The 25,898-nt window shown below is 70.5% G+C and carries 25 protein-coding genes; 18 read left to right on the top strand and 7 right to left on the bottom strand.

Features of this window, described 5'->3' with window-relative positions; translation table 11 throughout:
- Positions 1 to 91: 91 nt before the first annotated feature.
- Positions 92 to 958 carry an ATP-binding protein gene (locus tag ACO2RJ_RS05950; protein WP_423268915.1) on the bottom strand — a complete coding sequence of 289 codons (867 nt, stop codon included), beginning with the start codon at positions 956 to 958 and terminating at the stop codon, positions 92 to 94.
- 330 nt (positions 959 to 1,288) lie between these two features.
- Between ACO2RJ_RS05950 and yajC the strand changes: the two genes are divergently transcribed.
- Genes yajC through ACO2RJ_RS05925 form a run of 5 tightly spaced genes read left to right on the top strand, consistent with a single transcriptional unit; the run spans position 1,289 to position 5,535 of the window.
- Positions 1,289 to 1,633 (top strand): preprotein translocase subunit YajC, encoded by a 345-nt coding sequence (gene yajC / locus ACO2RJ_RS05945; protein WP_423267069.1) that lies wholly within the window; start codon positions 1,289 to 1,291, stop codon positions 1,631 to 1,633.
- A gap of 41 nt (positions 1,634 to 1,674) precedes the next feature.
- Positions 1,675 to 3,285, top strand: a complete 1,611-nt coding sequence (secD, locus tag ACO2RJ_RS05940; protein ID WP_423267068.1) for a protein translocase subunit SecD — start codon at positions 1,675 to 1,677, stop codon at positions 3,283 to 3,285.
- Positions 3,286 to 3,304: 19 nt separating this feature from the next.
- Positions 3,305 to 4,282 (top strand): protein translocase subunit SecF, encoded by a 978-nt coding sequence (gene secF / locus ACO2RJ_RS05935; RefSeq protein WP_423267067.1) that lies wholly within the window; start codon positions 3,305 to 3,307, stop codon positions 4,280 to 4,282.
- A 15-nt stretch (positions 4,283 to 4,297) separates the two neighbouring features.
- On the top strand, positions 4,298 to 4,681 hold the full coding sequence (locus ACO2RJ_RS05930) for an Mth938-like domain-containing protein (RefSeq protein ID WP_423267066.1): 384 nt from the start codon (positions 4,298 to 4,300) through the stop codon (positions 4,679 to 4,681).
- Positions 4,678 to 5,535, top strand: a complete 858-nt coding sequence (locus ACO2RJ_RS05925) for a phytoene/squalene synthase family protein (protein ID WP_423267065.1) — start codon at positions 4,678 to 4,680, stop codon at positions 5,533 to 5,535. Before ACO2RJ_RS05930 ends, ACO2RJ_RS05925 begins: the two co-directional genes overlap by 4 nt.
- Before the next feature lie 18 nt (positions 5,536 to 5,553).
- Here the strand turns inward: ACO2RJ_RS05925 and ACO2RJ_RS05920 are convergent, their stop codons facing one another.
- A complete protein-coding gene (locus ACO2RJ_RS05920) occupies positions 5,554 to 6,159 on the bottom strand; it encodes a TIGR00730 family Rossman fold protein (RefSeq protein ID WP_423267064.1) in 606 nt (201 codons plus the stop codon).
- Between the two features lie 168 nt (positions 6,160 to 6,327).
- On the opposite strand from ACO2RJ_RS05920, the gene ACO2RJ_RS05915 reads away from it, so the two are divergent.
- From ACO2RJ_RS05915 to ACO2RJ_RS05890, 6 genes are all read left to right on the top strand, one after another.
- The gene (locus ACO2RJ_RS05915) at positions 6,328 to 7,818 is read left to right on the top strand and encodes a LysM peptidoglycan-binding domain-containing protein (protein WP_423267063.1); all 1,491 of its coding nucleotides are present in this window, start codon (positions 6,328 to 6,330) and stop codon (positions 7,816 to 7,818) included.
- Positions 7,819 to 7,960: 142 nt separating this feature from the next.
- Positions 7,961 to 9,901, top strand: a complete 1,941-nt coding sequence (locus tag ACO2RJ_RS05910; protein WP_423268914.1) for an ABCB family ABC transporter ATP-binding protein/permease — start codon at positions 7,961 to 7,963, stop codon at positions 9,899 to 9,901.
- Positions 9,902 to 9,955: 54 nt separating this feature from the next.
- A complete protein-coding gene (locus ACO2RJ_RS05905) occupies positions 9,956 to 10,663 on the top strand; it encodes a phosphatidylserine decarboxylase (protein ID WP_423267062.1) in 708 nt (235 codons plus the stop codon).
- A gap of 4 nt (positions 10,664 to 10,667) precedes the next feature.
- The gene (locus ACO2RJ_RS05900; protein WP_423267061.1) at positions 10,668 to 11,510 is read left to right on the top strand and encodes a CDP-alcohol phosphatidyltransferase family protein; all 843 of its coding nucleotides are present in this window, start codon (positions 10,668 to 10,670) and stop codon (positions 11,508 to 11,510) included.
- Between the two features lie 379 nt (positions 11,511 to 11,889).
- Entirely contained in the window at positions 11,890 to 13,182 is a 1,293-nt protein-coding gene (locus tag ACO2RJ_RS05895; protein ID WP_423267060.1) for a lytic murein transglycosylase, read from the top strand.
- Between the two features lie 134 nt (positions 13,183 to 13,316).
- Positions 13,317 to 14,297 (top strand): Bug family tripartite tricarboxylate transporter substrate binding protein, encoded by a 981-nt coding sequence (locus ACO2RJ_RS05890; protein WP_423267059.1) that lies wholly within the window; start codon positions 13,317 to 13,319, stop codon positions 14,295 to 14,297.
- Between the two features lie 82 nt (positions 14,298 to 14,379).
- Here ACO2RJ_RS05890 and ACO2RJ_RS05885 read toward each other — a convergent pair whose 3' ends face one another.
- Positions 14,380 to 14,763, bottom strand: a complete 384-nt coding sequence (locus tag ACO2RJ_RS05885; RefSeq protein WP_423267058.1) for a hypothetical protein — start codon at positions 14,761 to 14,763, stop codon at positions 14,380 to 14,382.
- A gap of 179 nt (positions 14,764 to 14,942) precedes the next feature.
- Between ACO2RJ_RS05885 and ACO2RJ_RS05880 the strand changes: the two genes are divergently transcribed.
- From ACO2RJ_RS05880 to ACO2RJ_RS05860, 5 genes are all read left to right on the top strand, one after another.
- Entirely contained in the window at positions 14,943 to 16,184 is a 1,242-nt protein-coding gene (locus ACO2RJ_RS05880; protein ID WP_423267057.1) for a hypothetical protein, read from the top strand.
- 79 nt (positions 16,185 to 16,263) lie between these two features.
- Complete coding sequence (locus ACO2RJ_RS05875) at positions 16,264 to 16,887, top strand: precorrin-8X methylmutase (protein WP_423267056.1); 624 nt, start codon at positions 16,264 to 16,266, stop codon at positions 16,885 to 16,887.
- Positions 16,884 to 17,609, top strand: a complete 726-nt coding sequence (locus ACO2RJ_RS05870) for a precorrin-2 C(20)-methyltransferase (protein ID WP_423267055.1) — start codon at positions 16,884 to 16,886, stop codon at positions 17,607 to 17,609. Before ACO2RJ_RS05875 ends, ACO2RJ_RS05870 begins: the two co-directional genes overlap by 4 nt.
- A complete protein-coding gene (gene cobJ, locus ACO2RJ_RS05865) occupies positions 17,606 to 19,288 on the top strand; it encodes a precorrin-3B C(17)-methyltransferase (RefSeq protein ID WP_423267054.1) in 1,683 nt (560 codons plus the stop codon). The genes ACO2RJ_RS05870 and cobJ overlap by 4 nt, the downstream gene beginning before the upstream one ends.
- Before the next feature lie 11 nt (positions 19,289 to 19,299).
- Positions 19,300 to 20,394, top strand: a complete 1,095-nt coding sequence (locus ACO2RJ_RS05860) for a cobalt-precorrin-5B (C(1))-methyltransferase (RefSeq protein ID WP_423267053.1) — start codon at positions 19,300 to 19,302, stop codon at positions 20,392 to 20,394.
- Here the strand turns inward: ACO2RJ_RS05860 and cobM are convergent.
- The 3 genes from cobM to ACO2RJ_RS05845 are packed head-to-tail and all read right to left on the bottom strand — an operon-like array spanning position 20,391 to position 23,231.
- Positions 20,391 to 21,152 carry a precorrin-4 C(11)-methyltransferase gene (gene cobM, locus ACO2RJ_RS05855; protein WP_423267052.1) on the bottom strand — a complete coding sequence of 254 codons (762 nt, stop codon included), beginning with the start codon at positions 21,150 to 21,152 and terminating at the stop codon, positions 20,391 to 20,393. The genes ACO2RJ_RS05860 and cobM overlap by 4 nt on opposite strands.
- A 9-nt stretch (positions 21,153 to 21,161) precedes the next feature.
- On the bottom strand, positions 21,162 to 22,418 hold the full coding sequence (gene cbiE / locus ACO2RJ_RS05850; RefSeq protein WP_423267051.1) for a precorrin-6y C5,15-methyltransferase (decarboxylating) subunit CbiE: 1,257 nt from the start codon (positions 22,416 to 22,418) through the stop codon (positions 21,162 to 21,164).
- Positions 22,419 to 22,454: 36 nt separating this feature from the next.
- Positions 22,455 to 23,231, bottom strand: a complete 777-nt coding sequence (locus tag ACO2RJ_RS05845; protein ID WP_423267050.1) for a cobalt-precorrin-6A reductase — start codon at positions 23,229 to 23,231, stop codon at positions 22,455 to 22,457.
- A gap of 116 nt (positions 23,232 to 23,347) precedes the next feature.
- Between ACO2RJ_RS05845 and cobA the strand changes: the two genes are divergently transcribed.
- Positions 23,348 to 24,172, top strand: coding sequence for a uroporphyrinogen-III C-methyltransferase (gene cobA, locus ACO2RJ_RS05840; RefSeq protein ID WP_423267049.1), 825 nt, complete (start codon positions 23,348 to 23,350; stop codon positions 24,170 to 24,172).
- Positions 24,169 to 25,476: a cobyrinate a,c-diamide synthase gene (locus tag ACO2RJ_RS05835; RefSeq protein WP_423267048.1), complete on the top strand. Its 1,308-nt coding sequence runs from the start codon at positions 24,169 to 24,171 to the stop codon at positions 25,474 to 25,476. The genes cobA and ACO2RJ_RS05835 overlap by 4 nt, the downstream gene beginning before the upstream one ends.
- Here the strand turns inward: ACO2RJ_RS05835 and ACO2RJ_RS05830 are convergent.
- A complete protein-coding gene (locus ACO2RJ_RS05830; protein WP_423267047.1) occupies positions 25,460 to 25,885 on the bottom strand; it encodes a DUF1636 family protein in 426 nt (141 codons plus the stop codon). The genes ACO2RJ_RS05835 and ACO2RJ_RS05830 overlap by 17 nt on opposite strands.
- Positions 25,886 to 25,898 lie beyond the last annotated feature (13 nt).

Below are 25,898 nucleotides of genomic sequence, written 5' to 3'. Positions count from 1 at the left end.
TAGATTGCGAGAGCTACCGCAGGCATCCTGAACGAGCGACGAAAAAAGGCCTACGGCTTTTCGCATCTCGATCAGAGAAGTGGCGCGCGCGTCAGCTCCCCCCCAACCGTCCGGCCAGATCCTGCACGAACTGCCACGCCACGCGTCCGGACCTGGAGCCGCGGGTGGTCGCCCATTCCAGCGCCTCGCGACGCAGCTGCTCGGGCTCGACGGTCAGGCCGAAATGCTCGACATAACCCGTCACCATGGCCAGGAACTCCTCCTGGCTGCAGCGGTGGAAGCCGAGCCACAGCCCGAAGCGGTCCGACAGCGAGACCTTCTCTTCGACCGCTTCTCCAGGATTGATCGCGGTCGATCGCTCGTTCTCGATCATTTCGCGGGCGAGCAGGTGGCGGCGGTTTGAGGTCGCGTAGAACAGCACGTTCTCAGGCCTGCCTTCGATGCCTCCCTCCAGCACCGCCTTCAGCGACTTGTACGAGGTGTCCTCGAGGTCGAAGGACAGGTCGTCGCAAAACAGCAGGAACGGGAAGGGCGCCGCGCGCAGCAGGCCCATGAGCACGGGCAGCGACTCGATGTCCTCGCGGTGGATCTCGACGAGCTTCAGCGCCGGCTTGCCCTCGTCCTTGAGCGCGGCGGCGACGGTCGCGTGGCTCGCCTTCACCAGCGAGCTCTTGCCCATGCCGCGCGCGCCCCACAGCAGCGCGTTGTTCGCCGGCCGCCCGCGCGCGAAGCGGAAGGTGTTGTCGAGCAGCATGTCGCGCAGGCGGTCGATGCCCTTCAGCAGCACCATGTCGACCCGGCTGACCTTCGAGACGGGGGCGAGGCGCTTGTCCGCGGCCTGCCATACGAAGGCGTCGGCGGCCTCGAAATCGGGGGCGTCGGCGCGGGGGGGCGACATGCGGTCGAGCGCGTCGGCGATGCGCAGGAGCAGCGCGTCGCGGGTGTCGGTCGCGGGCATGGAGTAGAAGGGGTCGGACACGTCGGGCGCTTCCGGATCAGGAGAGGGCGAATGTCGACGTCCCGCGGGCTGGCCCCGGTCGTCGCCGAGCGCTATGGGAGACGCCGTCCGAACGGTCAAGCCGAGTCAGACGAGCAAGTCGGGCCGAACGTTCCTCCGGCGAGCGGCCTTTGGAGGACGCGGCGCGCGACCCGCGCCTGCGTGATTTGATTTCGCGGGGGTCGTGGCTATAGTCCGCGCCGCTTCGCCGGGGCCCTGTCGCTCCGGCGCGTATGTTTTCGGCCGGCCGGCTTCCTGACGGGGCCCCGCGACCTTCCTTCGGAGCCCCAGATGTTCGTCACTCCCGCTCTTGCCCAGGCGGCTTCCGGAACCGGTCCCGGAAGCACGGACTTCTTCATTCAGCTCCTGCCCTTCGTGCTGATCTTCGTGATCATGTATTTTCTGATCCTTCGCCCCCAGCAGAAGCGGGTGAAGGAGCATCGCGAGATGATCAAGAACGTGCGGCGCGGCGACACGATCGTCACGTCCGGCGGCATCATCGCCAAGGTGACCAAGGTCGTCGACGATTCGGAAGTCGAGATCGAGATCGCGCCGAACGTCCGGCCGCGGCTGTCCCGCGCGATGATCGCGGAAGTCCGCGCCAAGGGCGAGCCCGTCAAGACCGAGGCGGTCTGAGCCTCGGCGGCCGCGAGGCCGCCTGAACGCAGTGGCGTCTCATGCTCTATTTCTCGACCTGGAAGACCGTCGCCGTCCTCGCGCTGTGCCTGCTCGGGGTGGTGTTCGCGCTGCCCAACGTGCTGCCGCAGTCCGCGCGCGACGCCTATCCCAGCTGGTTTCCGGCCCGCACGGTGACGCTCGGCCTCGACCTGCAGGGCGGGTCGCAGCTGCTGCTCGAGGTGGATGGCGACGCGCTGCGGAAGACTCGCGCGGCCGCCGTCCAGGATGACGTCCGCCGGCTGCTGCGCGAGGCGCGGATCGGCACCACGGCGATCCAGCTGAACGGCATGGCGACCACGGTGACGCTGCGCGATCCTAGCCAGCGCGACCTCGCGCTCGAGAAGCTGCGGACCCTCGCAGTTCCAGCGGCGAACACAATGTTCGGCGGGGCGGGGCCGGCGGAGGTCGAGGTCAACTCGCAGGGCGACAACGTCGTCGTCGCCACCTTGAGCGAGGCGGGCGTGCAAGCGCGCATCCGCTCTGCAGTCGATCAGTCAATCGAGATCGTGCGCCGTCGTGTCGACGCCCTCGGCACGGTCGAGCCGTCGATCCAGCGCCAAGGCTCCAACCGCATCCTTGTGCAGGTGCCGGGACTGCAGGACCCTGAGCGCCTGAAGGAGATTCTCAAGACCGCGGCGCAGCTGTCGTTTCGCCTCGTCGATCTGTCGATGCCACCCGAGCAGGCTGCGAATGGTCGCCCGCCGGAAGGCTCGGAGGTGCTCTTTGAAGAGCGGGATGGTCAGCGCGTTCCGGTGTTGGTCGAAAAGCGGGTGATGGTGTCGGGCGAGGATCTGACCGACGCTCAGCCTGGCTTCGACCAGCGCACCAACGAGCCGATCGTCTCGTTCCGCTTCAACAATCGTGGCGCGCGCCTGTTCGGCGCGGTGACGCAGCAGAACGTGGGCAAGCCGTTCGCGATCATTCTCGACGGAAAGGTGATCTCGGCGCCGCGCATCAACGAGCCGATCACTGGCGGTTCGGGACAGATTTCGGGCAGCTTCACCGTCCAGAGCGCGAACGACCTCGCCGTGCTCCTGCGCGCCGGCGCGCTTCCGGCGCCGCTCACGGTGATCGAAGAGCGCACCGTCGGTCCGGGCCTCGGCCAGGACTCGATCGAGGCCGGCACCCGCGCCACCTGGTACGCCGCGATCTTCGTCGTGATCTTCATGTTCGCGACCTACGGCGTGTTCGGCTTCTTCGCGAACATCGCGCTGACGATCCACGTCGTGTTCATCTTCGCGCTGATGTCGCTGATCGGCGCGACGCTGACGCTGCCCGGCATCGCCGGAATCGTGCTGACCATCGGCACCGCGGTCGACTCCAACGTGCTGATCTACGAGCGCATCCGCGAGGAGTTCCGAGCGGGTCGCAACATGGTGTCTTCGATCGAGGCCGGCTTCAAACAGGCCTTCGCGGTCATCATCGACTCCAATTCGACGATGGCGATCGCGGCCGTCATCCTGTTCCTGCTGGGCTCGGGCCCGGTGCGCGGCTTCGCCGTGGTCTTCCTGCTCGGAATCATCACGACGGTGATCACCGCCGTGACGATGACGCGCATGATGATCGCGCTGTGGTACCGCCGCACGCGCCCGACGACCCTGCCGTTCTGACGATGGAAGGTCGCATCCGATGCGCCTGATCCGCCTTTTCCCCGACGACAGCGCCTTCCGCTTCGTGCGCTGGCGCGTGGTGAGCTTTCCGTTCTCCGCCTTCGTGTCGGTGATGACGGTCGTTCTCTTCGCGACGGTCGGATTGAACTTCGGCATCGACTTCACCGGCGGCACGCTGATGGAGATGCAGGCGAAGAACGGGCAGGCGGATCTCGCGCAGGTCCGTCAGGCAGCGCACGGCTTCGAGGTCGGCGAGGTCGAGGTGCAGGAGTTCGGGCAGGGCGGCCAGGTCTCGATCCGCTTCCGGGTCCAGCCCGGGGGCGAGGCTGCGCAGAGCAAGCTGGTTTCGAACGCCCGCGCGACCTTCGAGAAGGATTACGAGATCCGCCGCGTCGAGACGGTCGGACCGCGCGTGTCCGGCGAGCTCGTCCAGGCCGGCACGCTCGGCGTCGTGCTGTCGATCGTCATGGTGCTGGCCTATCTCTGGTTCCGCTTCGAACTCAACCTCGCGATCGGCGCGGTGATCGGCACGCTGCACGACATCGTGCTCACCGTCGGCTTCTTCCTGATCACGCGGGAGGAATTCAACATGACCTCGATCGCCGCGATCCTGACGATCGTCGGCTATTCCTTGAACGAGACGGTCGTCGTGTTCGACCGCACCCGCGAGCTCCTGCGCAAATACAAGAACCTGCCGACGGAGGAGCTCCTCGACCTCTCGATCAACCACACGATGTCGCGCACCGTCATGACCGCGACCACCACCGCGCTCTCGCTGCTCGCGCTCGTGCTGTTCGGCGGGCAGGCGATCCAGGGCTTCGCCAACGTGATGCTCTACGGCGTCCTGATCTGCACCTATTCCGCGATCTTCGTGTCGTCGCCGATGCTGATCTATCTCGGCGTGAAGACCTCGGCCCGCGCCGCGGCCGACGCGAAGGCCGACGCCGCCGCGCGCGAGGCCGCGGCGAACGCGCCCGCGACGCGCGGGACCGCCTGACGCCGGACAAGAGCCATGACGACGCCGGACGACCAGCGTCATCTCCCCGGCCGCCAGCTCATCGACGCCTATGGCGGCGGCGGCTTCCGCCTCGCCGACCTTTCCCACCGCGGATCACTGCTCGGCCTGCCGTCGGGAATGTGGGCGTGGGACCGCACGGAGCCCGATCAACTCGACGACGCCGCCTTTGAGCGGGTTTTGTCCGAGGCGGCGGAGATCGACACGCTGCTCGTCGGCACGGGCGCGGACATCGCAGGGCTGAGAGCGTCGGTTCGCGCGGCGCTCCGGGAGCGCCGCGTGGTGGCGGAGGTCATGGCCACGGGCGCCGCGGTGCGCACCTGGAACATCCTGGTCGGCGAGAGGCGGCGGGTGGCTGCGGCGCTGCTGGCGGTTGCGTGAGCGCGGACCCAATTTCGACGGGCGATCCCGTCGCGACCCTCGTCCGCTCGGAGGATTTCGATCGCTACGCGGCCACCCTGTTCGCTCCCGCGAGGGCCCGGCCGCATCTCCTCGCCCTCTACGCCTTCGACATCGAGATCGCGCGCGTCCGCGATCTCGTCAGCGAGCCCATGCCGGGGGAGCTGCGGCTGCAATGGTGGCGCGACGCGCTGGAGGATCCGGAGCGCGCAGACGCGGTGTCGCATCCGGTCGCGCGCGCCCTGGAGGGCGCGATCGCCTATGGCCGACTGCCGCGCGGCACGCTGCTCGACGTGATCGACGCCCGGACGGACGACCTCTACGACGACCCCGTGCCGTCGCTGTCGGAGCTGGAAGGGCGACTTGGCGCGACGCATTCGAGGGTGCTGCGGCTCGCGAGCCTGATCGCCGCAGGCGGCGACGATCCCGGCGGAGCCGAGGCGGCAGGCTTTGGCGGCGTCGCCCAGGGCCTCGCGCGGCTGATGGGGCGGCTCCCGCGCGATCTCGCGCGCGGCCGTCTGCTCCTGCCTGTGGATCGCATGGCGTCGCATGGCGTCGACCGGGAGCGTCTCCTCTCGGGTGTTGCGACCGAGGGGGGGAGGGCGCTCCTGTCCGAGCTCGTGGACCACGCCGATCGGCGTCTCGTCGAAGCGCGGGGGGCTTTCGAAGCGCTCGCCCCTGCGGCGGCCGCCGCCTTCCTGCCTCTGGCCGGAGTGGAGCCGGCGCTCGAGCGGCTGCGCGCGGCCCGTGATCCTCTTCGTCCGGCGCCAGAGATCGCTCCATGGCGCCGCTTGCTGCGCCTGTGGCGTATGAGCCGCCGGACGCCGCCGTTCTGACCGAGGACCTTCGCCTGGTCAGAGCTGGTCGATCGAAGCGCCTTCGCCCTCGGGCGTGAACTCATCCATCAAGGACGCCGCTCCCTCGAGCGCCGGCAGTATGTCCTCGACGCGCGTGACGACGATGTAGGGCGGCTCGAAGCCGCGCCTCATGAAGCCCTCGGCCAGCATGTGGTCGAGCAGCGCGATCAGCGGCGACCAGAAGCCGTCGAGATCGGCGATCAGAATCGGCTTTTCGTGGCGGCCAAGCTGCGCCCAGGTCATCTGCTCGACGAGCTCCTCGAGCGTGCCGATTCCGCCGGGCAAAGCCACGAAGGCGTCGGAATGCTCGAACATCAGCCGCTTTCGCTCATGCATGTCGGCGGTGACGATGAGGTTCTGCACGTCGGCGAGCATCGCTTCCCGCTCGACGAGAAATTGAGGAATAATGCCAGTGACTTGGCCGCCGGCGCTGATCGTGGCGCGCGCCACGGCGCCCATGAGTCCGATGTTGCCGCCGCCATAGACGAGCCCGAGACCGGCCGACGCGATCGCGCGGCCAAGCGCTTCGGCGGCGGCCATATGTTCGGGCCGGGCGCCCGTGCTCGAGCCGCAATAGACGCAGACGGTGCGGATTCGGTTCATGCCAGGAATTGGCCTCGGCCGGTCGCTCCGGTCAAGACGATCCGGCCGCGTCCCGTCGTTTCGCTTGGTGACGCGTGCATTTAGGCATGGTTCCTTGTAGGAGGTCGACAGTGAAGCGAACGTGACCGGAGCGCACGAGCCTCGGTCGGGGCGAGGACCCAGGACGAGATGGACCCGGCGATCAAAAAGGGCTTCGTGATCGGCTTTCTCGCCGTTGCGGCCTATCTCGGGTACCAGGCCCTGCGAGACGGGGCCGTGAAGGTCCCGTCGTCGGAGCAGCGCGCGGAGGCGCCGAACCCTCCGGCGGCGGAAACGCCGCGAATTCCTGCGCCCGCGGACCGTCCGAGCCCTCAAGCGGAAGGTGCGGCGCCTCCGTCTCGGAAGGCGCCGGAGCCCTCCGCCGCCTCGCGTCCAGCGGAAGCCCCGCAGACGGCGGCGTCGAAGCCGACCACCGAACAACCGCCGGCGGCCGACCGCTCCGCCTCCAAGGCCGCCTTTGACGTCGTGCGGGTGGAGCCGTCCGGCGAACTCGTCGTCGCCGGCAGCTGCACCGCGGGCTGCACGATCGAATTGCTCTCCAACGGTCAGCCGCGCGACAAGGCGGTCGCCGACGGCGGGGGCAATTGGGCGATGACTCCCGATGCGTTGCCGCCCGGCGACCACCAACTCGGCCTGCGGGTCACCATGCCCGACGGCCGCACCGAAACGCCGGCGCAGACCGTCACCGTCTCGGTGCCGACGCCCCCGTCGAAAGAGGTCGTCGTCGTGCTCAACGAGCCGGACGCGCCGTCCAAGATTCTTCAGAAGCCCGGTCAGTCGGCTGAGGGGCCGGCCCCGGCTGCGGCCGGTCCGTCCAACGGCGTCGCGGCGGTCGCTCCCGCCCCGCAGGCCGCGGCCCGGAAGGTCGCCGCGCTGTCGCTCGGCGCCGTCGACGCCGAGGACGGCCGCTTCTTCGTCCAGGGCGCGGCGCCGGAAGGCGCGAAACTGCGCGTCTATCTCAACAACGCTCTCGTCGCGGAGCCGGTCGCCGGCGCCGACGAGCGCTGGTCGTTGCGGGTCGATCGCGGCCTATCGCCGGGGGATTACGTGGTCCGGGTGGATCATGTCGATCCGGCGACCGCGAAGGTTCTCGGACGCGCCGAGGCGAGGTTCAGCTACGAGCCTGAGGTCGCCGCCGCGCCGCCTCCCGCCAAGCCCCGATCGCCCGCCGTGGCGATCGCGGAGCCGGAAGCGGCGTCGAAGCCGGCGCCGCCGCAGCCTTCGGCTGGCGGCGGCTCATCTGCGGAAGCTTCCGCGGGCGCGGCGCCCCCGACGCCGGCCGAACCAACCTCGACCGACTCCCATGCCGATCGGTCGAGCCCTCCGACCGCCTCCGAGCGTTCGCAGACCGCGGCCTCCTCGTTCCCCGCGCCCGCCACGCCGGGACCGACGCCGGACGCCGCGAACCTCGTGGTGCCGTCGATCGAGACGGCGAAGGTCCGGCGGGGCGACAGCCTCTGGCGGATCTCGCGGTCCACCTATGGGCACGGGCGGCGCTACACGGTGATCTTCGCCGCGAACGACCAGCAGATCCGCAACCCCAACCTGATCTATCCCGGACAGGTGCTCGTGCTGCCGGGCGGGCCTGCGGACCTGGTCGGCGCGGCGTCGAACCGCTGAGCCGCCTTGCGGCGGCGCCCGTCGCGTCCTACCTCCCGCGTCGCATGATCCCGTTCCCTCGCCTTCGCCGCGGCCGCCTGTCCGCGAAACCAGCCGGCTGCGCGCCGTGGTGAAGCGCCGCCGCGACGGCGGTCCCGACGAGATGACCGCGGGCGGTTTCGCCTTCTTCCGCACGATGCGGCGGATGCGCCCCTTCATGTGGCCCGGCGACCGGCCCGACCTGAAGCGCCGCATCGCGATCGCGATCGTCCTCCTGGTCGCGACGAAGCTCGTGACGGTGCTCGTGCCCTATGGCTTCAAATGGGCCACGGACGCGCTGACGCTGATCGCAAAGGGCGAGACTGCGGCGCCTGCGGGCGAGGGGCTGTTCGAGGAGTGGCGGGCCGCCGCGCTGGCCGCGCCGATCGCCATGGTTCTCGCCTATGGGCTCGGCCGGGTCCTGATGGTCGCCTTCGCGCAGACGCGGGACGGCATCACAGCTCCGGTCGTGCTGCACGCGGTCCGGCGGCTGTCGCTCGCCGTGTTCCGCCACATGCACCGGCTGAGCCTGCGCTTCCATCTCGGACGGCGCACGGGCGCCGTCAGCCGCGTCGTCGACCGTGGCCGGCTCGCCATCGAGACGCTGACGCGCACCGCGCTCCTGACCGTGGCGCCGACGATCCTCGAACTCGCGCTCGTGCTCGGCGTGCTCGCCTACCAGTTCGACTGGCGCTACTCGGCCGTGGTGGCCGCCATGGTCGTCGTCTACCTCGCCTTCACCTATGGCCAGACCGAGCGCCGGATCGCGTTCCGCCGCGTGCTGAACGACAACGACACCGACGCGAGCTCCAAGGCGATCGACAGCCTGCTGAACTACGAGACGGTGAAGTATTTCGGCAACGAGGCGCGCGAGGCGGAACGCTACGACCGTTCGATGGCGGGCTACGAGAAGGCGTCCATTCGCGCCTACACCTCGCTCGCGTGGCTCAACGCCGGGCAGGCGCTGATCTTCACCGGCGGCCTTACGATCTGCATGGCGATGGCCGTCGCCGACATCCGCGCTGGCCGCAACACGATCGGCGACTTCGTGCTGATCAACGCCATGATGGTGCAGCTCTACGTTCCGCTGAACTTCATGGGCTTCGTCTATCGCGAGATCAAACAGGCGGTGGCCGACCTCGAGGCGATGTTCCGGCTGCTCGGCCAGGAGCCCGAGATCGACGACCGGCCCGGCGCCGCCCCGCTTCGAGTGACGGCCGGCGCCGTGCGCTTCGAGAACGTCGACTTTTCCTACGATCCCGAGCGGCCGATCCTGAAGAAGGTCAGCTTCGAGGCGCCGGCCGGAAAGAGGGTCGCGATCGTCGGCCCGTCGGGCGCGGGGAAGTCGACGATCTCCCGGCTGATGTTCCGATTCTACGACGTTCAGTCCGGCCGCATCACGATCGACGGGCAGGACATCCGAGACGTCACGCAGGTCTCGCTTCGGGACGCCGTCGGCATGGTCCCGCAGGACACGGTGCTGTTCAACGACACGGTCCGCTACAACATCCGCTACGGCCGCTGGGACGCGAGCGACGCGGAGGTGGAGGCGGCGGCCGAGCTCGCCCAGATCGACGGCTTCATCCAGCTGCTTCCGAAGGGCTACGACACCGAGGTGGGCGAGCGCGGCCTGAAATTGTCCGGCGGCGAGAAGCAGCGCGTCGCGATCGCGCGGACCATCCTCAAGGGTCCGCCGATCCTGATTCTCGACGAGGCCACCTCCGCGCTCGACAGCGCGACCGAGAAGGACATCCAGGACGCTCTGGAGCGGGTGTCGCGCGGCCGCACCACGCTGGTGATCGCCCATCGGCTGTCGACCATCGTCGACGCCGATGACATTCTCGTGCTCGAGGCCGGCGAGATCGTCGAGCGGGGGACCCATACGGAGCTGCTCGCGCGGAACGGGCTGTACGCCAGTCTCTGGAACCGGCAGCGACAGGCGGACCAAGCGCGCGAGACGCTGGCGCGCATCGGCGAAGACGGCCGCGACGAGCCGTCCGACGACCTGCTGCTCGAGGACGACCGTCACGCTGAAGGGGACGGGCCGCGCGACGCCGCCGAGTGACGACGCGCGGCCGCCCTTGGATTGGGCGCCCCGATCGCGTAAAGACCACGTCGCATGGCGCTCGATGACATATCCGCATCCATCCGCAAGGCGATGGTCCCGATCCATCCCGAAGGCCGCAAGTTCATTGCGGTCTTTGCGATCATCGCGGTCATCCTGTTCCTGATCTGGCAGCCGCTGGGCTGGATCGGGACGGCCGCGACCATCTGGTGCGCGCTGTTCTTCCGAAACCCCGACCGCGTCACGCCGACTCGCGACGGGCTGGTGGTGAGCGGCGCCGACGGCGTCGTCTGCGACGTCAGCCAGGCGACGCCCCCGCCGGAGCTCGGGCTCGGGGTCTCGCCCCTGCCGCGCGTCGCCGTGTTCATGAACGTGTTCGACGTGCATGTGAACCGCTCGCCCGTCGCCGGCCGCGTGGTCAAGATCGCCTACACCGCCGGCAAGTTTCTGAACGCCGACCTTGATAAGGCGAGCGCCGACAACGAGCGCAACGGGCTTGTGGTCGAGAGCGCGCATGGACGGATCGGCGTGGTGCAGATCGCGGGTCTCGTCGCGCGCCGGATCGTCTGCTTCGTCCGCGAGCAGGACACGCTCGGCGCTGGGGAGCGTTTCGGCCTCATCCGGTTCGGAAGCCGCGTCGATCATTACCTGCCGGCAGGCGCGACGCCGCTCGTTGGCGTCGGGCAGCGCACGGTCGCCGGCGAGACCGTGATCGCCGACCTCGCCGCGCCGGCCGACGGCCGCAGCTTCACGCGAGGGTGACGCGATGGACGATCCGCTGCTCGACCGCGACGCGGGCGTGACGGGCGAACCGATCCAGAAGCGCCGGCGGCTGAGAAACGTGCCCCTGCGGCTGCTGCTGCCCAATCTCGTCACGCTGCTCGCCCTCTGCGCCGGCCTGACCGGGGTGCGCATGGCGATCGAGGGCAGGCTGGAGCTCGCGGTCTATCTCGTGGTCGCAGCAGCCGCGCTCGACGGGGTCGATGGCCGGCTCGCGCGCCTGCTCAAAGGCACCTCGCGCTTCGGCGCGGAGCTCGACAGCCTGACGGACTTCGTCAATTTCGGCGTCGCGCCGGCGCTGATCCTCTATATCTGGGGGCTGAACGGCCTCGGCCATGTCGGCTGGATCGGCGGCCTGATCCTCGCGATCGGCTGCGCGCTCAGGCTCGCCCGGTTCAACGTGGCGCTGGACGATCCGAACAAGCCCGCCTGGGCCGGCCTGTTCTTCACCGGCGTGCCGGCGCCGGCAGGCGCGATTGGCGCGCTTCTGCCGATCTATCTCGATTTTCTCGGCATTCCGCGCACGCCGATCGGGACGCCGCTGGTGCTCGCCTATGTAATCGCCGTGGCGCTGCTGATGGTGAGCCCGCTGCCGACCTGGTCGGGAAAGCAACTCGGGGCGCGTATCAACCGCGCCTATGTCGCGCCCGCGCTGATCGCGGCGGCCCTCTTCGTCGCCCTGCTCGTGAGCTATCCCTGGCTCGTTCTGGCGACCGTGGTGATCGGCTATCTCGCGACCATGCCGTTCGCCATCATCCACCATCGCCGGCTCGTCGCGGGCGACGGAGCGACGACGTCGGCGCAGCCGAAGGGCGGGGACCTCGGGTAGCTACCGCAGTGTCGTTTTCACCGGCTCGGGAGACGGCAGGCCGCCACCCGAAGTTCAAGCGGCGCGTCGGGAAAGGCGTTCCGTAGAATACGCAAGGCTTCGGCGGCGGACTGGGGACGGAAACGCGCAAGAAACGCGCTCATCTCCGCCGCGCGGTTGTCCAACGCGCTCGGGTGAACCGTTCGGGCGGCCGGCGGATACTCGTAACGCAATGCGGTCGTTGACATCGAGAAGTCTCCGCGACTGCTGCATTCTGAAGCTGAGCCGCAATCGTTAACGAATCGTAAAGAGCGCCGTGCACGAGCGACACTATGAAACGCCGGCGAACGGCGGTGGTTCGCGAGCGCGACTAAAAATAGTGAGGGACTCGGACGCACGCATGACACAGCTCAAACGCAGATTTTCGAGCGGGCGGCGGAGGGCGGATGCGGGCCGTCGCCGGGTGGGGGAGATCGCGCTCGCCGTCGGTCTCGCCATGGCTGCGTTCGCAGCGCCGGCGGCCGCGGCGGTGGATCGTCCACGCGTCGAGGCCGATTTCCGCGCCTGGCTGCGGGAGACGGTCCGCCCGGCCGCGCTGAAGGCGGGGGTTCCGGGAGCGACCTTCGACGACGCCATCCGCGAGGTCGCGCTCGACTGGACGCTGCCGGATCTCGCCCCGCCGGGCGCGCCCCCGCTCGAGGGCCCGCAGCGACAGGCGGAGTTCGCCGATCCCGGCAAATATGTCGCCGAGCCGAACTTCGCCGCGCTGACCCGGGAGGGGCAGGCCGAACTCAAGCGCTGGAGAAAGACGCTCGACCAGGTCGAGCGCCGTTTCGGCGTGCCGCGCGGGGTCGTGGTCGCGATCTGGGGCCGCGAGTCCCGCTTCGGCAAGGCCAAGATCGGCTACGTGGCCATCCGGGCGCTCGCCAGTGAGGCGTTCATCGGCGCGCGCAAGGAGCGGTTCTTCGCCGAGCTGATCGCGGCGCTGAAGATCCTTGCGGGCGATCACGTCTCGCTCGCGGAGATGAAGAGCTCCTGGGCCGGCGCCATGGGGCAACCGCAGTTTCTACCCTCCAAATATCTCGAGAACGCCGTCGACATGGACGGCGACGGCAAGCGCGACATCTGGACGTCCGCGCCGGACACGCTGGGCTCGATCGCGAACTATCTCCGCCGGCACGGCTGGACGCCGGGTCGGGTCTGGGGCGTCGAGATCGACCTGCCGACGGGCGTGCCCTGCACCGTCGAGGGCCCGGATCAGGCGAAGCCGATCGCCGAATGGGCGAAGCTCGGGGTTCGGACGAAAGGCGGCGCCGCGCTGCCGAAAGAGGGGTCGTTCAACCTGATGGCCCCGGCCGGGCGCACTGGACCGACGTTTCTGGTCTCGACCAACTTCTATGCGATCAAGGAGTACAACGAGTCGGACCTGTACGCGCTGTTCGTCGGACATCTCGCCGACCGGTTCTCCGGGGGCGGCCCCATCGCCGGGGCCTGGACGACGCCGAAGGGCGTGGCGCGCGCAGAGATCGCGGCCATGCAGCAGCGGCTTGAACGGCAGGGCCACGACGTCGGCACGGCCGACGGCCTGGTCGGCTTCCGCACGCGCGTCGCGGTGGGACGTTGGGAGACGAAGCAGGGCCGGACCCCGACATGTTTCCCCGATCCCGAGGACGTCAGAACGATCGGACGCTGACACGGGCGTGACGGCGCGCGACTTGCTGTCGACGCTCGCCCCGCCACATGCCAAAGTCTCCTAGGGCCAGCGAAAAGCCGGCTTTCGACATCGCCCGGCGAAGGGCGAGACACGCTGTCCTTGAGGAAACGCTGATGCTCAAATCGTTCTCCGTCTCAGCGCGTGCGCTCGGCGCCGCCGTGATCGCGCTCGCGGCCTTCGCGGGACCCGTCAGAGCCGAGTATCCCGACCGGCCGGTGACCCTGATCGTGCCCTTCGCGCCGGGCGGCTCGACCGATCTCGTCGCCCGCATCGTCGCGGCCAAGATGACGGAGATTCTCAAGCAGTCGGTGATCGTCGAGAATCGCGGCGGCGCCGGCGGCAGCCTGGGCGCCACGGCGGTCGCGAAGGCAGCGCCCGACGGCTACACGATCCTGATGGCGACGGTCGCGACCCACGCGCTCAACCCCGCGCTCTACAAGAAGATCCAGTACGACGCGGTGAAGGACTTCGAGCCCATCACCCTGCTCGTGAACGTGCCCAACGTGCTGACGGTGAACCCGAAGTTCGAGGCCAAGACGGTCCAGGAACTGATCGACATGGCGAAGAAGGATCCCGGCAAGTACGCCTACGCCTCGTCGGGCAACGGCTCGCCACTGCACCTCTCGGGCGAGCTGTTCAAGAAGATGGCCGGAGTCGACCTGATCCACATCCCGTACAAGGGCTCGGGACCGGCGCTGGTCGACGTGCTGTCGGGGCAGGTGCCGATGCAGTTCGACAATCTTCCGTCTTCGATCGAGCACGTGAAGGCCGGCCGCCTGCGCGCGCTCGGCGTCACCACGGCCCAGCGCGTTCCGAACCTGCCCGACGTGCCGGCCATCGCCGAGACCCTGCCGGGCTACGAGACCTATTCCTGGAACGCGCTGTTCGCGCCGGCGGGAACGCCGAAGGAGATCGTCGCCAAGCTGCACGACGCCGGCGTCGAGGCGCTGAAGGACCCGGGGGTGAAGCAGAAGCTGACGGACGCGACGGCGGTCATCGTCGGCTCGACGCCGGAAGAACTGGGCGAGCACGTCAAGAAGGAGCTCGCCAAGTGGGCTCCCATCGTCAAGGATTCGGGCGCCCAGATCGACTGACCGTCGCCTCGTTCGGCGGGACAAGAGAAAGGGCGGCGTCTTGCGACGTCGCCCTTTTCTCAGAGTATGTTTCCGGCGGCGCTCAGAACCAGCTGCTCCGCCGCTTGTCGTACCAGCGGCGGTCGTCTTCCTGGGCCGCGTAGACGATCGCGGCGATGATGCCCACGCCCACCGCAAGGCCCAGCACGGACATGCCCGGGTTGTCGCGGACCGCGCGGCTCGCGCGACGGCCGTAGTAGACAGCCGTGTCGCCCGCCGCCCCGAGGGCGTCGACGCCGTCGTCATAGAGAGTGCTGCTCGAGCCCTGAAGCGAGCGGGCCGCCGAACGCGCACGCTTCCGAGCCATGCGGGCCCTGTCGGAGGCGAGTTCGGCTACGCGCTCGCCGAGATCGGAGATGGTGTCCCGAAGTTCGGCGAGCTGGGTGGCTGCATCGCTGGCGAGCCCGCTTGTGTTTCTATTCGCCATGATATGACCTCGTGTGTTCGGACGGAACCGCAACGGGAGAAATCCCGCCGTTCGTCTGTATAACGTGACCCGGGTCCCGCAGGTTCCAGAATCGGCTCGGATCGCCAGCCGCACGTGCTTTTGCCTTCCGAACCTTCGAGCGCTTGCCTTCCGACCACAACGGCGCGAGGAGAGGGGCCATGGCGGATTGCCCGGGCGTGCTTCACCTTGCCGCGATGGCCGACGGTCATCTCGCCCGACTTCGCGTGCCGGGCGGCGCGCTTGACGCGCGACAGCTGAGGACGATCGCCCGCGCCTCGGCCGAGCTCGGCTCCGGCGTCGTCGATCTGACGAACCGCGCCAATCTCCAGATCCGCGGCCTCGCGCCGGACGCCGGCCCCGCGCTTGCGAGGGCGCTGGTCGAAACCGGCCTCATGGTGGGCGGCCCGGCCGACCGCCGACGCAATATCCTGCTCGACCCGTTGTCCGGGCTCGATCCCACCGAGCGGCGCGATCTCAGAGCGCTCGGGCGCGCGCTCGGAGCTGCGCTGACAGCCGCGCCCTGGATCGCCGGCCTTTCGCCGAAATTCAGCTTCGCGCTGGACGGAGGCGGCCGGGCCGCGATCGGGGGCGCGCCGTCGGACGTGGTCCTCCGGGCCGTGGAGGGCGGCCTGAGCATCGGCTTCGCGCGCGCCGAGGTCTTCGCGCGCTGCGAGGAAACCGCGCTCGCCGTCGCGCTCGCGGTGGCGAGGGCTGCCGCCGAGGCAGGTCCGGACGTCCGCGCGGCCGAGCTTCCGCCCGAGCTCCTAACGGCCCTGATCGCCAACGAGGCTGACGACGCGCTCCCGCATCGGCGAGACGACCGCTCGGGCCCCGTCGCCTTCTTCGGAGCCGCTCCGACGCAGGACGCCGGTCACGTCGCCGTCGCCCTGCCTGTCCCGGTTGGGAGGCTCGACTCGCCGATGCTCGAGTGGCTCGCGGGGGTCGCCGACGCCGATGGAAGCCTCGCGCTCGCGCCGTGGCGGGCCGTGGTGCTTCGCGGCGTGCCCGAAGCCGACGTCCATCCCCTCCTGGCGGCGTCGGAAGCGGTAGGATTTGGGTCCGTCGCCGTCGCGCGCCGCCTGACCGTCACGGCCTGCGCCGGCGCACCCGGCTGCGTGCGGGCGCGCGAACCGGCCAAGGCCGCGGGCGCCGCGCTGCTCGCCTTCGCCGCCGGCTCCGCCGATGCGCTTCCCGCGGAGCCGCGCCACGTCCACCTGTCCGCCTGCTCCAAGGGCTGCGCGGGCTCGGCTCTCGCCGATCTCCTGCTGCTCGGCTCCTCCGACGCGCCGGGATGGACGGTCCATCGGCGCGCCGCGCCCCGCGCGCCCGGCCCGGCCGTGGGCGCGACGGCGACGGCGGATCCGGCGAAGCTGCTCGCGCTGATCGCCTTCGACCGCTGACCCGCTCGGGCGAAAGGAACACTTGCCACGCGGAGCAGGCCCCGTCACAAGGCTGTCGCGCGGGGGATCGGCGGGGACGATGGACTACATCAGGGACGGCGCGGAGATCTATCGGCGCTCCTTCGCGACGATCCGCGCCGAGGCCGCCTTGGACGGTCTGCCGGAGGACGTCGCCGGAGTCGTCATCCGCATGATACACGCCTGCGGAATGACCGATCTCGCTCCCGACATCGCCTATTCCGGAGACGTGGTGTCGGCCGGCCGGGCCGCGTTGCGCGACGGCGCGCCGATCCTCTGCGACGCCAAGATGGTGGCGTCAGGCGTGACGCGGGCGCGACTGCCCGCGCGCAACGACGTCGTCTGTCTGCTTGACGATCCTCGGACGCCGGCGCTCGCCGCGGAGCTTGGAACCACCCGTTCGGCGGCTGCGGTCGAGCTGTGGCGCGACCGGCTGGACGGCGCGGTGGTCGCGGTCGGAAATGCGCCGACCACGCTGTTCCACCTGCTCGAGCGTCTCGACGAAGGCTGGCCGAAGCCCGCGGTGATTCTCGGGCTCCCTGTCGGCTTCATCGGCGCCGCCGAGTCAAAGGCGGAGCTCGCGCGCGATCCCCGCGGCGCGGCCTACCTCACCCTGCGCGGACGCCGCGGCGGCAGCGCCATGGCGGTTGCAGCCATCAACGCCATCGCGGACCCACGCGAATGACCCCCGGCAAGCTGTCCGGCGTCGGGGTAGGGCCGGGCGATCCCGAGCTCCTCACCTTAAAGGCGCTGCGCCTGATCCAGGAGGCGCATGTCGTCGCCTATCCCGCGGCCAAGGCCGGGAACGGTCAGGCGCTCGCCGCCGCCCGTCCGCACCTCCGCGCCGATCAGCAGCTGATGGCGCTGGTCTATCCGGTGACGGCCAGCCCCGAGGCCGACCTTCCCTCCTATCCGCATGTCATGCGCGACTTCTACGACGCGAGCGCCGAGGAGCTGGCGGCCCTTCTGGACGCCGGCAAGAACGTCTGCGTGCTGTGCGAGGGCGACCCGTTCTTCTACGGCTCCTTCATCTATTGGCACGCCCGACTGAAGGACCGTTACGAGACGACGGTGACGCCCGGCGTGTCGTCCGTGATGGCCGGAGCCGTCGCGCTCGACCGGCCGCTCTGCCTGCGGAAGGACACGGTGACCGTGATCCCCGGAACGCTGCCCTTGGAGGAGCTGACGCGTCGGCTCGCCGCCGCCGACGCCGCCGTGGTCATGAAGCTCGGCCGCACCTTCCGAAAGGTGCGCCAGGCCCTTGAAGCGGCGGGCGCGCTGGAGCGGGCCTTCTATGTCGAGCGCGCCAGCCAGACCGGCCAGCGCACGCTGCCGGCCGCCGCCGTCGATCCGGACTCCGTGCCTTATTTCTCGATCATCGTCGTCCCGAGCGAAGAGATCCCGTGAACCGCCCAGCCGTACTGGCCTTCAATGTCGCAGGCGTAAGCACCGCCCGCCGGGTGGCGGAGGCCGTCGGCGGCGAAACCTTCGGCCTTGTCGGCCGCGTCGAAGGGCTCGACGTCGCGTTTGACGATTCGGCGGCGACGGTCGCCGGGCTGTTCCGCGCGGGGCGCCCGGTCATCGGCCTGTGCGCCGCCGGCATCCTGATCCGCCTGCTGGGGCCGCTGCTCAAGGACAAGCACGCCGAACCGCCCGTCCTGGCCGTCAGCGACGACGGCGAGGTCGTCGTGCCGCTGCTCGGCGGGCTCGTCGGCGGCGACGCGCTGGCCCGCCGGATCGCGAGCGCGCTGGGCGTCACCGCCGCCATCACCAGCGCGGGCGCGCGGCGGTTTCGCGTGGTGCTGGAGGCGCCGCCGGAGGGCTACGCCCTCGCCAATCCGGAACATGCGAAAGGCGTGACGTCCACGCTGCTGTCCGGCGGAACCGCGCGGATCGAGGGCGACGCGCCGTGGCTGGAGGCCTCGGACCTGCCGATCGATCCGGCCGGCGACATCGTTCTGCGCGTCTCGCCGGAGGTCGGCTCCCCGCCGGAGGGCGGTCTGCTCTACCACCCCCGCGTCATCGTTGCGGAGTTCGACCGGCCGGACGTCGCCACGCTCGGCCGGATGGAGGCGGCGTTCAAGACGCTGGGCCTCGCGCCGGCGGCGCTCGCCTTCGCCACCGCGCCGGAGGGCGCCCCGATCCACCACGGCTTCACGGAGGCGCTGGAGGCGCAGGGGACGCCGCTCCGGATCGTCGAGTACCGCGTCGAGGACGGCGATGTCGTCCACAGCGAGCCCGGCCTCCGTCTGCACCGTTTTGCGAAGCCGGCCATGCCCGAACTCATCGGTCGCGCGCCGGGGCGGGTCACGGTGGTGGGCTTGGGGCCTGGCTATCGCGGGTGGCTGTCGCCGGAAGCCGCCGCGGCGCTGGACCGGGCGAGCGATCTCGTCGGCTATGAAGGCTATCTCGCGATGACGCCGGAGCGCGCCGGCCAGCGCCGCCACGGCTCGGACAACCGCGTCGAGATCGAGCGGGCCCGCGCGGCTCTGGCGCTCGCGAGCCAGGGCCGCGAAGTCGCGGTCGTCTCGTCGGGGGAGGCCGGGTTCTTCGGGATGGCCGCGGCGGTCATGGAGGCGCTCGCCGCCGAACCGCACCGCTGGCCGAGCGTCGCGATCGCGGTCGCGCCGGGCATTTCGGCGATGCAGGCGGCGGCCGCCCGCCTCGGCGCTCCGCTCGGTCACGACTTCGCGGTGCTGTCGCTGTCCGATCAGTTGAAGCCCTGGGAGACGATCGCGGCGCGCCTCGACGCCGCGGCCGGCGCGGACTTCGCGCTCGCGCTCTACAATCCGGCCTCGAAGACGCGGCGAAAGCAGCTCGCCGATGCGCTCGCGATCGTCGCGCGCCATCGCGGGCCCGAAACGCCGGTCGCGCTCGCCCGCAACGTGGGGCGCGACGGAGAGAGCCTGATCGTCACCACGCTCGGCGCCCTCGATCAGGACGCGGTCGACATGCGCACCCTGCTCGTCGTCGGCTCGTCGCGGACACGCGTCTTCGCCCGCGCGGACGGCCGCCACTGGATGTATACGCCGCGCGTCTACGAGACGGGCGACGCCGATGAGGCGCCGGAGTCGAAACCGGGCTAGCGTCGAGCGCCATGGATGACGCCACGGACCTTCCGCCGGACGACGGGCGCCCGCTGCGCCGCGGCTGGACCACGGGCGCCTGCGCGACGGCCGCGGCGAAGGCGGCGTTCGAGGCGCTCGTCACCGGAATCTTCCCCGATCCCGTCGAGATCGTGCTGCCAAAGGGCGAACGCCCGTCCTTCGCACTCGCCGTCGCCGAGCGCGGGGCGGATTTCGCGCGCGCCGGGATCGTGAAGGACGCGGGTGACGATCCCGACGTGACCCACGGCGCCCTGATCATGTCGCGCGTGCGCCGTCTCGGCGCCGGCGCGGGCGTCGTGTTCAAGGCGGGGGAGGGGGTCGGCACGGTCACCATGCCCGGCCTGCCCCTGCCGCCGGGCGAGCCCGCGATCAATCCGGCGCCGCGCGCTATGATGCGGCAGGCGATCGCCGAGGTCGCGGCCGCCGTCGGGGTCGCCGGCGACGTCGAGATCGAAGTCTCCATCCGCGGCGGCGCGGAACTGGCGCTGAGGACCTGGAATCCGCGGCTCGGCATCGTCGGCGGCCTGTCGGTGCTGGGCACGACGGGCGTGGTCGTGCCTTACTCCTGCTCGGCCTGGATCCACTCGATCCACCGCGGCGTCGACGTCGCCCGCGCCGTCGGCTACGCCCATCTCGGCGCCGCGGTGGGAGCGACCTCCGAAAAGACCCTGAAGGCGCTCTATGGCCTGCCCGACACCGCGCTGATCGACATGGGCGATTTCGCGGGCGGGCTGCTCAAATATCTTCGTACGCATCCTGTGCCGAAGCTGACCATCGCGGGCGGCTTCGCGAAGATGTCGAAGCTCGCGGCCGGCGCGCTCGATCTCCATTCCGGCCGCAGCCAGGTCGACAAGAGCTTCCTCGCCGCTCTGGCCGCCGAGCGCGGGGCAGACCCCGACCTGGTCGAGCGGATTTCGGTCGCCCCGACAGGTCTCGCGGCGCTGCGCCTCGGCGGCGCAGGCCTCGGCGACGCGGTCGCAGAGAAGGCGCGCGCGACGGCTCTGGCCGCTTTGCGCGGGGCGGAGGTCGAGGTCGAGATTCTCGCCGTCGACCGTGAGGGACGGCTGATCGGCAGAGCCGGCTAATATTTCGCCGGCTTAAGATGTCGGTCGTGCTCGGCTCCGTAGAGCGCGCTCCGGGACCCATCGTCGGGGGCGAGGGCGCGCCCGATCATGATCAGCGCCGTGCGCTCCACATTGTGAGGCGCGGCGATCGCGACGATGTCGGACAGCGTCCCACGAAGGATGAGCTCGTCCGGCCAAGTCGCTCGAACCACGACAGCTATCGGGCAGTCGAAACCGTAGAGCGGTCCGAGCTCCTCGACGATCCTCGGCAGTTGCCGCGCCGCGAGATGCAGGACGAGCGTTCCGCGCGAAGCTGCGACCGCCTCAAGCGTTTCGCTGGGCGGCATGGCGGACGCGCGCCCTTGGAGTCGGCTCAGTATGACGGTCTGGGCTAAGCCGGGCACGGTCAGCTCGACGCCGAGGCGCGCGGCCGCCGCGGCGAAGGCTGGAACGCCCGGCACGATCTCGTAAGGGATGCCGCGCGCGCGAAGCTCGGCGAACTGCTCGGCGGTCGCGCCGTAGATCGACGGATCGCCGGAATGCACCCGCGCCACGTCATGATCTGCTCTCGACGCCGCCTCGATCTCCTCGACGATGTCCTCCAGGGCGAGCGGAGCCGTATCCACGACCCTGGCACCTGCCGGCGCGCCGGCGACCACGGCGGCCGGCACCAACGAACCCGCATACAGGCACACCGGGCACCGCGCGATGAGATCGCGGCCCCTCACGGTGATCAAATCGGGGTCGCCCGGGCCGGCGCCGATGAAATAGACGGTCATGGCCGAGGCTCAGCGAGGTTTGGTCGCGACGAACTGGGTGACGGGCATGGTCGGCCGCCACCCCGTCATGCGGCCCACGGGATCGGCGTGCGCGATCTGCAGCCGGGTGAGTTCCGCGCCAAGAGCTTCGCGCGCTTTCAGCAGCACGGCTTCGGTCTCCAGCGTGACCGCGTTGGCGACGAGGCGTCCGCCAGGCTTCAGCGCGGCCCATGCGATGTCCAGGACGCCGGGCGCGGTCGCTCCTCCGCCGAGGAACACGGCGTCGGGCCGCGGCAGGCCCGCGAGGCCCTCCGGCGCCCGGGCTTCGCGAAGGTCGAGCCCGGGAACGCCAAGGCGCCGCGCGGTCGCGCGAATCCGGGCGGCGCGGTCGGCGCGCGGCTCCAGCGCTATGGCGTGGGCGCCCGGCGCCGCCCGCATCCATTCGATGCCGATGGAGCCCGAGCCGGCTCCGACGTCCCACAGCAGCGCGCCGGGGGTCGGCGCGAGACGGGCGAGCGTGAGCGCGCGGATCTCGCGCCGGGTGATCTGGCCGTCATGGTCGAACGAATCGTCCGGCAGGCCGGCGATCCTCGGCAGAGGCCGATGGGCGGGGCCGGCCACGATTTCGATCGCCACGGTGTTCAGCGGGGCGAAACGGCGATCGCCGACGTCATGAGCGGCGAGGCTGACGCTGCGCGCCTCCGGCGATCCGAGACGTTCGAGCACGGTCATGCGGGAGGCGCCGCACCCCTGCGAGACGAGCAGCGCGGCCGCGGCGGCGGGCGTCGCCCCGTCGGCGGAGTAAAGAACGACGCGCGCCCCGTCGTAGAGTTCAAGCGCCAGCGCTTCGATCGGCCTGCCACAGGCGCTGACGAGCCGCGTCTCGGTCGCCGGCCAGACCATCGCGGCGCAGGCGAGTTGGAAGGCGGAGACGGAGGGCAGCACCGCCATCTCGCCGCGGTCGATGCGCGAGAGCAGCGTGGAGGCGACGCCGTAGAGCAGCGGGTCGCCGCTCGCGAGCACGACGACCGCCGCGCCGCGCCAGCTCGCGACGACGTCGAGGAAGGGCAGCATCGGCGACGGCCAGGCGTGCCGCTGCGCTCCGGGCGCTGAGTCGTCGGGAATCAGCGCGAGGTGGCGGGCGCCTCCGACCAGGCGTTCGGCTCGGGCCAGAACCTGTCGCGCCGCCGCCGACAATCCCGCGAACCCGTCCTCGCCGACGCCGATCACGGTGAGCCAGGGCTGGTCGACGTCACGGACGGCGGCTGGAAGGACGGAAGGCGGCATGGCGAAGCGGGTCCGGGCGGCGGAAGGTCGAACCTATCACGCCGCGGCGGAGCCGAGCAGGGCGGCGACGGCGGCCGCGGCTTCGTCGACGCTCGCGACCGCGACGCCCTCCGGCCGCCGGGCGCGCTCCACCATGACGACGGGAATCCCGAGATCGCGCGCGACCGTCAGCTTGGCTGCGGCGGCGTCCGAGCCGCTGTTCTTGGTCACGAGCGAACCGAAGCGCCGCTCGGCGAACAGCGCGCGCTCGGCCTCGATCTCGAAGGGGCCGCGGTCGAAGATGAAGCTCGCGCGCGGATGGTCGAACGGCGTCTCCGGCGGATCGATCGTGCGGATCACCAGTTCGATGTCGGTGCGCCCCGCAAAATGGCGGATCTCCTGCCTCCCGATGGTGAGGAAGCAGGGCCGCTCGCCGCCCGGGATGGCTTCGGCCGCGGCGCGCAGATTGGGCACGACGCGCCAATCGTCGCCCGGCTGCGGCGTCCATGGCGGGCGCTCGATGTGGATCAGCGGCGTTCCGGCCTCGCGGCAGGCGATCTCGGCGTTCGTCTTGATCTTGTTCGCGAAGGGGTGCGTCGCGTCGACGACCACCGCGATGTCTTCGATCGTGAGATAGACCGCCATGCCCGAGGCGCCGCCGAAGCCGCCGACGCGCGCGAAGCCCGCTGGCGTCCGCCGAGTCGCGGTCCGCCCAGCGAACGACGTGACGACCTCATAACCCGCGGCGACCAGGGCGTCGGCGGCGTCGAAGCCCTCGGTGGACCCGCCCAGCACCAGGACGCGCGGGCCCTTTGCGCGTGACCGCCGGCTCAAGGGCGTCATCGGGCCGCAACCCCGCTTTCGGCCGCGGACGCGATCGGCTCGCGGGATTGTGCGGCGCCATGCGAATCGTCATGGTCCGCGGCATGTCGACAAACCTGCCTCATGGGATGCTCCCTCCGACCCCCGTCGCTCTGCCGCCGGCGATCGCCAAGGCCATGCCGCCGTTCCCTGCGGGCATGGTGTGGCTGGTCGGGGCGGGACCCGGCGACCCCGGGCTTGTGACCCTTCAGGCCGCGTGGGCTCTGTCCCAGGCCGACGCAGTGTTCTTCGATGCGCTTGTGAATGCGGATGTTTTGAGGCTGGCGCGCGGCGACGTCGAACTGAACTTCGTCGGAAAGCGGGCGGGTTGTCCATCGCCGAAGCAGGCGGAGATCACGGCTCGCCTGGTCGCCGCGGCGCGCACGGGCCGACGGGTCGTCCGGCTCAAGGGCGGCGACCCTTACGTCTTCGGCCGCGGAGCCGAAGAAGCGCAGGGGCTCGTTGCGGCCGGCACGCCGTTTCGGGTGTCGCCGGGCGTGACCGCCGGCATCGGAGGGCTCGCGGCGGCGGGCATTCCCGTCACCCATCGCGACGTCAATCAGGCCGTGACCTTCATCACCGCGCACGACGCCTCGGGCGGCCTGTCCGCCCGGCTCGACTGGGGCGCTTTGGCCGCGGGTTCGCCCGTGCTCGTGGTCTATATGGGCTTTCGGCTCATTCGCGAGATCGCGGGCAAGCTGATCGCCGCAGGGCGGAGCGAGGACGAGCCGGCGGCCGTCGTCGCGCAGGCGACGACGCCCCGACAGCAGGTCGTGCGCACCACCCTCGGCAGGCTCGCCGCCGGCGCGGACGTGGCCGGGGTCGAGCCGCCTGCGCTGATCGTGGTGGGCGGCGTCGTCGCTCTCGCTCCGGTGCTCGGCATGGCCGCGGCGACGCTGGAGCCCGCGGAGTGACGCCAGGCTTCGTGGTCGCCGCGCCGTCGAGCGGTTCGGGCAAGACGATCCTGACGCTCGGGCTGCTGCGCGCCTTCCGCGACGCAGGGAGGGCGGTCGCCTCCGCCAAGATCGGGCCCGACTACATCGACCCGCGCTTCCACGAAGCCGCGAGCGGCCGTCCTTGCGTCAACCTCGACGGCTGGGCGATGCGGCGCGATCGGATCCTGTCGCTTGCGGCGCGGGCGGGCGCGGGGGCCGATCTCGTCGTCGTCGAGGGCGTCATGGGGCTCTTCGACAGACCGGCGGAAGCCGGGGTCGAAGGCGCCGGCGGCACGGCCGACGTAACGCGAACCTTGGGCGCGCCGGTCGTGCTCGTGGTCGATTGCGGAGGCATGGCGCAGTCGGTGGGCGCGCTGGTCGACGGATTCCTACGGTTCGATCCGGGCGTCGAGGTGGCGGGCGTCATTCTCAACCGGGTCGCCAGCGCCCGCCACGAGGCGCTGCTGCGTCAGGGATGCGCGGCCGCGCGGGTCGAGGTCTTCGGCGCGCTTCCGCGCAGCGCCGAGCTCAAGACGCCGTCCCGGCATCTCGGCCTCGTGCAGGCCGGCGAACTTGCGGGCCTGTCGGCCCTTCTCGCCGCCGCCGCCGGCCTCGTCGCGGCGCATGTGGATCTCGGGCGGCTTGAGGCCGTGGCCCGGCCTTTCACGCGGCCGCGGCCGACGGCTGCAGCTCTGGCTCCCGCGGTCCCGCCGTTCGGCCGACGGATCGCGCTCGCTTCAGACGTCGCCTTCCGCTTCGCCTATCCGCATATGCTCGAAGGTTGGCGCGCCGCGGGCGCTGTGATCCACGAGTTCTCGCCGCTCGCGGACGAGGCCCCGATCGCCGGCTCGGACGCCGTCTTCCTGCCCGGCGGCTATCCCGAGCTTCACGCCGGCGCGCTGGCCGCAGCGGCGCGGTTCCGTTCCGGCATGCTGGCGGCCGCCAAGGCGGGCGTCGCGATCTACGGGGAGTGCGGCGGCTATATGACGTTGGGCGAAGGCCTGACGGACGCGGACGGCGCGCGCCATGAGATGCTGGGTCTGCTGCCGCTGGAGACGTCCTTCGCCGCGCGGCGGCTCCATCTCGGCTACCGCGACGCGACGCTCGCCGCCGACGGGCCCCTGGGCCCCTCAGGCGCCCGCTGCCGCGCGCACGAATTCCACTATGCGACGGTGACGAGGGAAGGCGAGGGCGCGCCGCTGTTCCTGCTGGACGGCGAGAAAGTCGGCCGGGCGCAGGGCTCCGTCTCGGGCTCCTTCCTGCACGTCATCGATCAGGATTGACGGCGATCTCTTCGGCGATCTCCTCGAGCAAAGCATGCTCCGCGCCGGGCGGCGGCACGCGGGCCACCGTGTTCTTGCGGATCTTCTCAGGCCTCTCTCGCCAGGGCGGCACGCCGTCGACGGCCTCGGCGTGACGCAGCGCGAAGGTGACGAGCGCGTCGGCGTCGGAAGGGTCGAGCCCGCCGATGACATAGGCGAATTTTCCGGGCGCCGAGACGCTCGCCGCGCAGGAGCGCGAGCAGGCGGACAGGCAGGCGATGGCCCGCGTCTCGATCCGTCCTTCGAGGGCCCGCCGCGCGACGATCGCATGGGCCGCGCGTCCGAGGGCCGCGCCCGGCGGCTCCCCCTCCGAAGGCGCGCCCTCCGGCCGACACGTCCGGCAGATGGTCAGCGTCGTACGCCCGGTCATGAGGCAAATCCTA

The sequence above is a fragment of the Hansschlegelia sp. KR7-227 genome (genome assembly GCF_049446035.1).
GTDB lineage: Bacteria > Pseudomonadota > Alphaproteobacteria > Rhizobiales > Methylopilaceae > Methylopila.
This window is presented reverse-complemented; position numbering and strand designations above follow the sequence as displayed.